Source organism: Streptomyces sp. NPDC003635, assembly GCF_053587635.1.
On record NZ_JBSFOK010000002.1, the window covers coordinates 339,083 to 349,863 of the forward strand.

Sequence of the window (10,781 nt, forward strand, 5' to 3'; positions counted from 1 at the left end):
CCCAAGGCCGGTTCGGGAGCCGCTGGTCCGCGCGGGGCGACGGGACCGTACGTGTCCGGACGACGACACGGTCCCGCCGCCCCGCGCGGCCGCATGTACGGAAGGATTCGGTCAGGGCTCTGAACTGGCGCTTACATAGCGCATATCCACCGTTTCCCAGCGGTAGAAAGCACCTTGGTGGCAGTCTGCTCAACAGCAGATACGCAAAGTCGCAAGCAGTACATGCAGCCGGAGGTGCACGTCCCGTGGCGTCCAATGTCAATCCCACTGTCAGGCGCCGCCGGCTGGGTCAGGAGTTGCGCCGGCTCCGCGAACTCAAGGGCATGACGGCCGAAGAAGTGGCCGAGCGGCTGCTGGTCTCCCAGTCGAAGATCAGCCGCCTGGAGAACGGCCGCCGCAGCATCAGCCAGCGCGACGTCCGCGACCTGTGCGGGGTCTACGAGGTCGAGGACCACCGGATCGTCGACTCCCTGATGCAGATGGCCAAGGACTCCCGCCAGCAGGGCTGGTGGCACGCCTTCGGGGACGTTCCGTACAGCGTCTACATCGGCCTGGAGACGGACGCGGCGAGCCTCAGGGTCTACGACCCCCAGGTCGTCCCCGGCCTGCTCCAGACCAAGAGCTACGCGGAGGCCCTGATCTCGGGCGCCCTGCCGGAGGTCACCCCGGTCGACATCGACAAGCGCGTCCAGGTGCGGCTGCGCCGACAGGAACGTATCTCTGCCCCGGACAACCCGCTGCGCCTGTGGGCCGTCCTCGACGAGGCGGCGCTGCGTCGCGAGGTGGGCAGTCGGCACGTGATGATCGAGCAGCTGGACCACCTCATCGAGATGTCCCGGCTGCCCCATGTCACCGTGCAGCTCATCCCGTTCACCATGGGCGCGCACCCCGGCGTGAGCGGCCAGTACGCGATCCTGGAGTTCCCGGACGCCGCCGACTCCAGCGTGGTCTACATCGAGGGCGTGACCAGCGACCTCTACCTGGAGAAGGCGCAGGACGTACAGAAGTACAGCGTGATGTACGAGCACCTGCGGGCCCAGGCCCTGAACGCCGACCAGAGCCGGGAGTTCATCGCCGACGTGGCCAAGGACTACGCGCGCTGAGCTGCGGCGCCGGAAGATACACCTTCGCCCGCCCGTGGCGGAAGTCCCCACTGGAATATGCCATCCAGTCGAGTGAATAGTCGCTCCGCACCTCGATGTTGGCGAGTAGCGTCGATCACGCCATCGAGCAACACCGATTGGCGAAAACCGTGCCGTGCGGACGGAAGGCACCCGCACGGCACGCGGTCAGCAACTCAGCAACTGGTTACCGGAGCGAACATGGCAATCAAGCAGGGTGTCACGGACACGTGGGTCAAGTCCTCGTACTCGCAGGGCAATGGCGCGTGTGTCGAGATCAAGTCCCCTGTCCTGTCGGCAATGGCCGTCCGGGACTCCAAGGTCCCCGAGGGTCCCGTCCTGGCTTTTCCCGCGACCGCGTGGAGCGCCTTCGTGGCCTCGGTCAAGGCGTAAGGGGCCGCCCCCTGAGCCTTGGCCGATGACGATCGACAACCGCGCAAGCATCACGCGAGAGCCCTCTCGACCAGCCCGCCGTCCTTGCCGAGGGGGCTCGGCTCGTGCCCGGCGAACGCACAACGCGTCCGCCGGGCACGGCCGTTCACCTCACGGGGAAGGCGACGTCGCAGACCGGGTCCTCCGGGCCCGCCGCGTCCCAGTCGGCGAAGTAGACCTCACGGCACGGGCCGGTCATCCGCAGCCCCTGCCCCGGGATCCACTCCTCCACCGCCTCGAAGGCGGCCAGGATCTGCGGATGGGCCACCTGCGCCTTGGTGATCCTGGTGTACGCCAGCCGCTGGGCCGGCTCGACGCGCAGCTTCGTCGCACGGGTACGGCCCTGCCGCTCGACCCAGGCCCGGGCCGCCGCCTCGTCGGCCACCGGCACGCAGGCCTCGGCCGGGCCGTCGCTCTCCATCGACACATCGGAGTGGTACACGACGAACGGCGCCCCGGTGATGCCGCCGCACTCCCGGGACCCCTCCTCGAGACGCCCCAGCGAGGCGCCGATCCAGGCCGGCAGCTCGCCCGCCAGCACATGCCGGGTCTCGGTGATCAGCACCTGCGCGGGCACGTCCACCGTCTCGACCACGAACTTTCCGTACATCTCGGAGCTCCTCCCCGACAGCCGTCCACGGAGGTACTCGGCGAGTGTTCGCTGACCCGCCACCCGCGTCTCCACGTCCACCCAGTAGGCGTCGAGCCGGCCGGCGGCGGTGATCCCGTCCGGTGCACCGACGACCTCCGCGATCCGGGCGAGCGGCATGTCGAGCTGGCGCAGCAGCGCCACCAGACGCGCGCGCTCGACCTGGTCGGCGCGGTAGTAGCGGTAACCGCTGACCTCGTCGACCCGCGCCGGCGCCAGCAGTTCCAGGCGGTCGTACAGCCGCAGCGCCTTGGCGGACAGCCGTGCCCGCGCGGCGAACGCGCCGATGGTGAGCAGTTCCTCGTCCACGGCCTCATCCTCCGTCACCGGGCGGCTCTTCCGCCCGGTGACAGGGAGGCTCAGCCCTGCCCCAGGGGCAAGGTCAACCCGCGAGCTGCGCCTCGACGGCCGCGACGAGCTCCGCGGCGTCCGGCTCGGTCTGCGGCGAGAACCGGGCGACGACGCTTCCGTCCCGGCCGATCAGGAACTTCTCGAAGTTCCAGCGGATGTCCCCGCTGTGCCCCTCGGCATCGGCGAAGCCGACGAGCCGCTCGTACAGCGCGTGCCGCCCCTCGCCGTTCACCTCGACCTTCTCGGTCATCGGGAAGGTCACGCCGTACGTCGCCGAGCAGAACTCGGCGATCTCCTCGGCGCTGCCCGGCTCCTGCCCGAGGAACTGGTTACAGGGCACCCCGAGCACGGTGAGCCCACGCTCCGCGTACCGCTCGTGCAGCCGCTCCAGCCCGGCGTACTGCGGGGTCAGCCCGCACTTGGAGGCCACGTTCACCACCAGCACGACCTGGCCGGCGTACTGCTTGAGATCGGCGGAGCCACCGGTGAGCGCGCCGATCGGGACGTCCAGGGGGCTGCCGTTGCTGCTGTCTACAGTCATGCTCGGATGCTAGCTCCGCCGGGTGACACCGCTCCGGCCGCCTCCACCAGCACCTCGCCCGCGGCCGTCCGCACATACAGCACCGACCGCCCCGCCCGCCGCCGCTCCACGAGGCCCGCGTCCAGCAGGACCCGCAGGTGGCCGCCCACCGAGCCGAGCCCCTGGCCGGTCACGGCGACCAGCTGGGTCGTGCTCAGGGGTGAGCCGAGCAGCGTCAGGACCGTGGCCCGGGCGGCGCCGACGAGGGCCCCGAGTCCGGCCGGGGCGGGTCGTCGGCCCTCCTCGGCCAGCGCTCCGACACACGGGTACACGACCGCGTACCGCTCGAACCCCTCCCATGCCACCCACCCCGCCCTCGGTGTCACCGGTACGAACACCAGTTCCGCACCGGACAGCTCCCGGGGCGGGTACTCGTGCCGGTTGACCTGGAACCTGCTCTCCCCGAGCCAGCGGGTCCCCGGCCGCAGCGAGTCCAGCACCGCCGCCCAGCCGTACCGGCTCACCTGGACGGTCCGGGCGACCACGTCCGCCTCCAGGACCCGTCGGCGCCGCTCCCAGTCCGGTCGTACGGTCTGGTGCCAGACGTATGCGAGAAGCGCCGCCGCCCGGGACGGCAGGTCGTCCCGGTCCAGCTCGGCGGGGAGCGGGCCGGCCAGGGACACGGCGAGGTGGGCGCGGGCGTCCTCGGGACGGGCGGCGCGGACCCGGGCCACGCCCTCCTCGAAGCTCTCTCCGTCCCGGGGCGTCGGCGTGAGGAAGTCGGCGATCCAGTCCCGCCCGAGCCCGGCGCGCACCAGCAGCGCGGTCACCGGGTCGGCGGCGAGCAGGGCCCGGTACCCGGGCCGGTGGACGCGCAGCCAGTCCCGCTCCCCGGGATGCGCGCCCACGCCCGCCTGCAGCAGCTTCAGACTCGCGAAGGTCTCCGCGAGCGGCGAGAGCACGAACCGGCTGCGCGCGAGCGTGTCCGCGTTGATCTGCCACCAGCCCATGACGCCCCCCACCTTTCGTGCCCACGCGAAACATTAACCGGCCCCGCGCGGCCCGCCGGAGACTCCGCCCATGCGCTACCGACTCCTCTTCCGCACCCCCGAGTTCACCCCTCTCTTCCTCTCCTCCTCGGCCCAGATCGCGGCCCAGACGGTCGGCGGCCTGGCGCTCGGCACCCTGGTGTACCGGGCGACGGACTCCCCGCTGCTGTCGGCGGTGAGCATGTTCGGACCCTCGCTGGCCCAGGTGCTCGGCGCGTCCCTCTTCCTCTCCGGTGCCGACCGCCTGCCCCCGAGGGCGACCCTGACGGGCCTCTCGCTGGCCTTCGCGGCGGCCACGGCCGTCCTCGCCGTCCCCGGCCTGCCGATCCGGGCCGTGTTCGCCGTGCTGCTCGCGCAGGGCCTCGTCGCCTCGCTCGGCGGGGGAGTGCGCTGGGGCCTGCTGAACGAGATCCTCGCCAAGGACGCCTATCTGACGGGGCGTTCGGTCTTCAACATGATGAGCGGGATCATGCAGATCGCCGGTTACGCGACGGGCGGCGTCCTCGTCACGCTCCTCTCGCCCCGCCTCTGCCTGCTGCTCTCGGCACTGCTGTACGTCCTCGCGGCGGCCGTGGTCCGCCTCGGCCTCACCCCCCGCCCGCCCCGCGCCTCGGGCCGCCCCTCCGTCTCGACGACCTGGCGCGCCAACGCCCTGCTGTGGTCCTCCCGCCCCCGCCGGACCGTCTACCTCGCGCTGTGGATCCCCAACGGCCTGGTGGTGGGCTGCGAATCGCTCTACGTCTCCTACGCCCCCGAATCCGCCGGGACCCTGTTCGCCTGCGCGGCCCTCGGCATGCTGGTCGGCGATGTCACCGTGGGCCGCCTCCTCCCGCCCGCGCGGCGCGCCCGGCTCGGGGTCCCGCTCCTGTGTCTGCTGGCGGCGCCGTACCTCCTGTTCGTCCTGCACCCCGCGCTGCCGCTCGCCGCCACCGCGGTCGCCGTCGCCTCCGTCGGCTTCGGCGCGAGCCTCGTCCAGCAGGAGCGTCTGATGGCCCTGACCCCGGACGAACTGAGCGGCCATGCCCTGGGGTTGCACTCCGCCGGGATGCTCACGTGGCAGGGAACGAGCGCGACGGTGGCGGGCTCCCTCGCTCAACTCACCTCTCCGGCAACGGCGATGACGGCCATGGCCGCCCTCTCCCTCGTGGTGACGGCCTCCCTCGCGCCGGGCCTGCGTGCCGAGCACACTCGGACCTGCCCGACATCTTGACGTGTCCCTGCCCGAGTGCGTTTATGGGAGCGCTCCCATGTTTCTGTGGTTGTCCCTGTTTCCGGCGCTTACTGGAGTCGCAGTGAGAAGACAGAGCACGAGACGAATCCCCTTAACCGCCCTGCTCACGGCGCTGGCCGCGCTGCTCGGTCTGCTGGCCCTGGGCACGGCCCCCGCCGGGGCCGCCGAGCCGCCCGTCGCCCCACGGGCCACCGGCCTGCACATCAGCGACGGCCGCCTGCTGGAGTCCAACGGCAACGACTTCGTGATGCGCGGCGTGAACCACGCCCACACCTGGTACCCCGACCGGACCCAGTCGCTGGCCGACATCAAGCGGCTCGGCGCGAACAGCGTGCGGGTCGTGCTGTCCAACGGCCACCGCTGGACCCGGAACACGCCCGAGGACGTCGCCGCGGTCATCGCCGACTGCAGGGCGAACCGGCTGATCTGCGTCCTGGAGGTGCACGACACCACGGGCTACGGCGAGGAGGCGGCGGCCGCCACGCTGGATTCGGCGGCGGACTACTGGATCGGCCTGAAGGACGTGCTGGCCGGCCAGGAGAACCACGTCATCGTCAACATCGGCAACGAGCCCTGGGGCAACACGGATCCGGCGGGCTGGACGGCCCCGACGATCGCCGCCGTCAAGAAGCTGCGGGCCGCGGGCTTCGAGCACACGATCATGGTGGACGCGCCCAACTGGGGCCAGGACTGGCAGGGCGTGATGCGCGCCAACGCCCAGGCGGTGTACGCCGCGGACACCACCGGCAACCTGATCTTCTCGATCCACATGTACAGCGTGTACGACACGGCGGCGGAGATCACCGACTACCTGAACGCCTTCGTCACCGCGAAACTCCCCATCCTCATCGGTGAGTTCGGCGGCCCCGCGGACCAGTGGGGCGACCCGGACGAGGACACGATGATGGCCGCGGCGGAGCAGCTCGACCTCGGCTACCTGGCCTGGTCCTGGAGCGGCAACACCGACCCGATCCTGGACCTGGCGATCGGCTTCGACCCGAACCGGCTCAGCTCCTGGGGTCAGCGCATCTTCAACGGCGCCAACGGCATCGCCCAGACCTCGAAGGAGGCCACGATCTTCGGCGGCACGGCCCCCGACACGCAGGCCCCGACGGCGCCCGGGACCCCGACGTCCTCGGGGGTTACGGCGACCTCGGCGACGCTCACCTGGCCCGCGGCCACTGACAACGTTGGCGTGACGGCGTACGACGTGGTGCGGGTGAGCGGAGGGACGGAGACGGTGGTGGCGTCGTCCACGACGAGGACGGCGACGCTGACCGGCCTCACCGCGAACACGTCGTACACCTTCGCGGTCTACGCCCGCGACGCGGCCGGCAACCGTTCGCCGCGCTCGGCGACGGCGGCCGTGACGACGACGGCGACCCCCGCGGGCACTTGTGCGGTGGGCTACCGGGTGTCCAACGAGTGGCCGGGCGGCTTCCAGGCGGAGATCACGATCCGCAACACGGGCACGACGGCCGTGAACGGCTGGACCCTGGCCTTCACCTTCCCCGACGACCAGAAGGTCACGAACATGTGGGGCGGCACCCCCACCCAGACGGGCAGCGCGGTCTCCGTGACCGCCGCCTCCTGGACATCCACGATCCCGGCCGCCGGCTCGGTCACGGTCGGCTTCACGGGCACGAAGAACACGACGAACGCGCCCCCGACGACGTACACGCTGAACGGGGGGACCTGCGGCACGAGTTGACCCCCGGACGGGCCGGAGCCCTCACTTGACCTCCGGCCCGTCTCACCGGGTGAGGCGCTCGGCGTGGTCGCGCTCGTCGTCGTGGACCACGCCGGGGCGGGTGTCGCGGAGGCGCCACCGCGTGGTGCGCCCGTCGGGGCCGTCGAGGCGGCCCTCGGACAGCGCGCTCTCGATCCGCCCGCGCAACTCCGCCTCGTCCGCGGGCTCGGAGGCGAACAGCACGCGCAACCGGACCTCGTCGCCGATGCGCTCGGTGGCGGTGTGGTGGGCCGCCAGCGGGCACGGGGGCTCGTGCTCCCAGTGCCCGCAGAGCGCGACCGTGATGGCGGCGCCGGGTGCCCTCACATCACCGTCGGCTTCGATGACGAGGACCGCGTCATGGGCGAATGCTGTGCGCACGGGTTCAGTATCGGCGCGGACGGCTCCCGTGCGGGTGCGCGGTGGGTGAGGCCGGCCACGGTCACGGTCGCCGCGCCCGCGCGCAGGGCGATCTCGAGCCCTCTCGGACGCTGGGCCCAGACCTTGTTCACGAGGAGGACCAGGACGGTCACGCCGACCAGGGCGACTAGGGCCGCCCCGGCGTCCGTCTCACAGCCGCGCCTGGGACCGGCGCACGGTCTCGGGGTCGATCTCCTGGATCTGTACGACGACGCCGTCGGGGTCCGTGACGCGGATGCTGCGGCCGAAGTCCTCGTCGACGAGGGTGTGCTCGTAGCCGTCGGCGGTGAGCCGGGCGGACACGTCCTCGAGCCGTTCGTCGGTGGAGAACCCGAGTTCGACCGTCCCGGGCGGGCGGCCCTTCGACACGGCGGCGTCGTGGACACCGACCCCGCCGGCCCCGCCGTCCAGCTGCGCCCACACCGCGACGCCCGTGTCGGTGCGGTAGGTGAGGCCGAGGCCCTCGTAGAAGCGCCGGGAGGCCGCCACGTCGGCGACGTAGCGGATGGGCAGAACGGTGAGCATGACGTCTCCTGAAGCTGGAGGGGGAGGTCCGGCGCGCGGCCGGGTGACCCCGAACCGGGTCATGCGCCCAATCTGGGCGGTGCCGGGAGGTCTGTCGTCCACGCGGTCGCGGTATGGCGGATCACGCGGCTAGGGTCGGTGGACGTGGCGGAAAACGTCAGGCTCGACGAGGACGACCGGCGCCTGCTGCACGCGCTGCAGCTCGACGGGCGGGCGTCCTTCGCCCGGCTGGCGACGGTTCTCGGCATGTCCGAGCGTGCCGTCTCGCGCCGCTACCACCGACTGCGGTCCCGGCTCGCGCTGCGCGTGGTCGGCGTCACGCGCCACGACCGGCGTGCACAGGAGGACTGGTTCCTGCGTGTCACGCCCGCACCCACGTCGGTCGACGCCGTCGCGCGCGGACTCGCCCTCCGCGACGACACCTCCTGGATCGCGTCCCTTACGGGCAGCGGCGGGCTCAGCTGCATCCTCCGCGTCCCCGTGCCGACCGGCGGCACGGGCAACGCGCTCGAGCGGTTCCGGCGCGGTGCGGGCGTGGGGACGGTGACCGCCCAGCGCCTGCTCGCGCCCTTCGCCGGAGTCGGCGGATGGCCGGGCAGGCTGCAGGCGCTCACCCGGGACGAACGGGAGGCCCTGGCACCGCCCCTTTCCGGGCCCGACGTGGCCACGGCGTCCGCCGCCACACCCCGGTCGGACGACGACGAGCGCCTGCTGGGCCTCCTCGCCACCGACGGACGGACGAGCGTCGCCCGCCTCGCCGCCGCGTCGGGGATCCCCGAATCGACGGTGCGCCGCCGGATCGGCGAGCTCACCGGCCGGGGCGTGCTGATGTTCGAGGTCGAGGTCGATCCCAAGCTCTACGGCCGCCACATCGACGTGATCTGCTGGCTCGACGTGCGACCCGCCGCGGTCCGGGCCGTCGCCGACGCGCTCGGCTCCCACCCGGAGGTCGCGTTCGCGGCCACCACCACGGGGAGGAGCAACATCCTCGCCATCCTCGAATTCGCCACCACCGACGAACTCGACGCCTACCTCGCGGACCGCCTCGGCGCACTCCCGGGCGTGCACCGCGCAGAGACGGAGATCGTCTCCCGCTGGCTCAAACGCGCCGGCCCGCTCCTGATACCGCGCACCTGAGACGGCGCCCGGAATTCTCGGAATGCGGGGGCCCGTACGTGTCGAGAACGAGCCCCCGGCTCCGTCCCAGGGACGTCAGCGGCCGCCACCGGCCGCACGAGGCACAAGGAGAGACCGTCATGGCGATTCAGCGGCTGGACAACGTCGGCATCGTCGTCGAGGACATGGACGCCGCCGTCGCGTTCTTCGTGGAACTCGGCATGGAACTGGAGGGCAGGGGCGAGGTCCAGGGCCTCTTCGCGGACCAGTGCACGGGACTCGACGGCGTCCACTGCGACATCGCGATGCTCCGCACCCCCGACGGCCACAGCAGGCTCGAACTGGCGAGGTACCGCAGCCCCGAGCCGATCGCCGCCGGCCCCCGCGACCGCCCCCACAACATCGTCGGCACCCACCGCGTCATGTTCGCCGTCGACGACATCGAGGACACCGTCACCCGCCTGCGCCCGCACGGCGCCGAACTCATGGGCCAGATCGCCCGCTTCGAGAACAGCTACCTGCTCTGCTACGTCCGGGGCCCGGAGGGCATCATCGTCGGCCTGGCCGAACAACTGAGCTGAGCACCGTCCGACGATCCGAGCAGCGCCACCAAGCCTTTCGCCCCTGCTGGTATCAGCGGTGGATGTCATCGGAACAGCTTGGGCACCGGGCACGCTCCAGGGGATCGCCCGGCTCCTCTCGCCTGGAGAGTACGAGTCCACCGGATGTCATGGGCTGTCCGCACGCAGGACAGGTCGGGGCGTCGCTGGTCATGTGGCGCACAGCAACGGGGAGCGGACGCGGCTTCGCACTGGCGGCAACGGGCCGACAGCCCCACGGACCGCCTCACAGGCTGCACCGGCAGTAAAGGTGGGAGCCCACTATGCGCGCACGGGACGCCAGGGCCGTGAACGCGGCGACCGCATCGTTGGCATGGAGGTGGTCGGCGAAATCGACCTCCTCGATCTCGTACCACTGGGCCGCCACCATGGGGATCATGTCCTCAGGGAGAGCGGCGAGAACGTCCCGCCAGCGATCCGGAAGTCGCTGGAGGACCAGGCCCGTGTCCCAGGGGGAGTCGACATTCATGGGATCACCCTGGGGATACGGCGTTTCGGGCCAGACCAGCTCCGGCGCATCCCGCTGATCGGAGAAGGGGACACCTTCGGCGTAGGCGACCAGTGGGGCCAGCGCGACGTTCGGGTCCAACCCCTTGGCGTCGATCCAGTCCGCGCCCGCCTCCTCCAACGACGTACCGCGGAGCCAGTCGCCGTCCGGGCCGATGGCCTGGTTCACCGCCGTAGTGCGGTCGGTCGCGTGGAAGTAGTCGTACAGCACGCCCATGTCGGTCTCCGTCGTCCACCGTCCTGCCCTGTGCCGAGAAGTAGAGCAGGCGGCACCGACATCAGGTCGGCGGAGTCGACACTTGATCTGTCAGCACATGACCGACGACCGTGATGGGGCCGGAACCGGCGCCGATCGGCGACGAAGGGCCGGCCTGGGAGGAAAACCTCCTGAGCCAGCCCTTCACTCTGTGCCCCCGGCAGGATTCGAACCTGCGACACCCGCTTTAGGAGAGCGGTGCTCTATCCCCTGAGCTACGAAGGCGCGCGGTGGCGCGGTCGAGAGTTGTTGCGC

12 protein-coding genes and 1 tRNA gene are annotated in these 10,781 nt (G+C 71.4%); 6 read left to right on the forward strand and 7 right to left on the reverse strand.

Translation table 11 applies throughout. From position 1 onward, the window contains the following. The first annotated feature begins 245 nt into the window (after window positions 1-245). Entirely contained in the window at window positions 246-1,103 is an 858-nt protein-coding gene (locus ACWDRW_RS03575) for a helix-turn-helix domain-containing protein (protein ID WP_451719480.1), read from the forward strand. 219 nt (window positions 1,104-1,322) lie between these two features. After that, window positions 1,323-1,514: a DUF397 domain-containing protein gene (locus ACWDRW_RS03580; protein ID WP_451719482.1), complete on the forward strand. Its 192-nt coding sequence runs from the start codon at window positions 1,323-1,325 to the stop codon at window positions 1,512-1,514. A 145-nt stretch (window positions 1,515-1,659) separates the two neighbouring features. Here the strand turns inward: ACWDRW_RS03580 and ACWDRW_RS03585 are convergent, their stop codons facing one another. From ACWDRW_RS03585 to ACWDRW_RS03595, 3 genes are read right to left on the reverse strand one after another with little or no spacing between them, the layout of a single operon-like run. Beyond that, the gene (locus ACWDRW_RS03585; protein WP_451719484.1) at window positions 1,660-2,529 is read right to left on the reverse strand and encodes a MerR family transcriptional regulator; all 870 of its coding nucleotides are present in this window, start codon (window positions 2,527-2,529) and stop codon (window positions 1,660-1,662) included. A gap of 55 nt (window positions 2,530-2,584) precedes the next feature. Then, complete coding sequence (locus ACWDRW_RS03590; protein ID WP_451719487.1) at window positions 2,585-3,094, reverse strand: glutathione peroxidase; 510 nt, start codon at window positions 3,092-3,094, stop codon at window positions 2,585-2,587. After that, window positions 3,091-4,083 (reverse strand): ArsR/SmtB family transcription factor, encoded by a 993-nt coding sequence (locus ACWDRW_RS03595; RefSeq protein WP_451719490.1) that lies wholly within the window; start codon window positions 4,081-4,083, stop codon window positions 3,091-3,093. The genes ACWDRW_RS03590 and ACWDRW_RS03595 overlap by 4 nt, the downstream gene beginning before the upstream one ends. A 70-nt stretch (window positions 4,084-4,153) precedes the next feature. On the opposite strand from ACWDRW_RS03595, the gene ACWDRW_RS03600 reads away from it, so the two are divergent. Together ACWDRW_RS03600 and ACWDRW_RS03605 are read left to right on the forward strand one after the other, a co-directional pair. After that, the gene (locus tag ACWDRW_RS03600; RefSeq protein ID WP_451719493.1) at window positions 4,154-5,332 is read left to right on the forward strand and encodes an MFS transporter; all 1,179 of its coding nucleotides are present in this window, start codon (window positions 4,154-4,156) and stop codon (window positions 5,330-5,332) included. Window positions 5,333-5,414: 82 nt separating this feature from the next. Next, the gene (locus tag ACWDRW_RS03605; RefSeq protein WP_451719495.1) at window positions 5,415-7,064 is read left to right on the forward strand and encodes a cellulase family glycosylhydrolase; all 1,650 of its coding nucleotides are present in this window, start codon (window positions 5,415-5,417) and stop codon (window positions 7,062-7,064) included. Between the two features lie 42 nt (window positions 7,065-7,106). On the opposite strand, the gene ACWDRW_RS03610 is transcribed toward ACWDRW_RS03605, so the two are convergent. Continuing rightward, window positions 7,107-7,463 carry a hypothetical protein gene (locus ACWDRW_RS03610; RefSeq protein ID WP_451719498.1) on the reverse strand — a complete coding sequence of 119 codons (357 nt, stop codon included), beginning with the start codon at window positions 7,461-7,463 and terminating at the stop codon, window positions 7,107-7,109. 189 nt (window positions 7,464-7,652) lie between these two features. Next, window positions 7,653-8,027, reverse strand: a complete 375-nt coding sequence (locus ACWDRW_RS03615; protein ID WP_451719501.1) for a VOC family protein — start codon at window positions 8,025-8,027, stop codon at window positions 7,653-7,655. 144 nt (window positions 8,028-8,171) lie between these two features. On the opposite strand from ACWDRW_RS03615, the gene ACWDRW_RS03620 reads away from it, so the two are divergent. Beyond that, window positions 8,172-9,164, forward strand: a complete 993-nt coding sequence (locus ACWDRW_RS03620) for an Lrp/AsnC family transcriptional regulator (RefSeq protein ID WP_451719504.1) — start codon at window positions 8,172-8,174, stop codon at window positions 9,162-9,164. A gap of 119 nt (window positions 9,165-9,283) precedes the next feature. Then, complete coding sequence (locus ACWDRW_RS03625; protein WP_451719507.1) at window positions 9,284-9,724, forward strand: VOC family protein; 441 nt, start codon at window positions 9,284-9,286, stop codon at window positions 9,722-9,724. A 265-nt stretch (window positions 9,725-9,989) separates the two neighbouring features. Here the strand turns inward: ACWDRW_RS03625 and ACWDRW_RS03630 are convergent, their stop codons facing one another. After that, complete coding sequence (locus ACWDRW_RS03630; RefSeq protein ID WP_451719510.1) at window positions 9,990-10,487, reverse strand: hypothetical protein; 498 nt, start codon at window positions 10,485-10,487, stop codon at window positions 9,990-9,992. Between the two features lie 191 nt (window positions 10,488-10,678). Further along, window positions 10,679-10,751: transfer RNA gene (locus ACWDRW_RS03635), tRNA-Arg, on the reverse strand. Window positions 10,752-10,781: the final 30 nt, after the last annotated feature.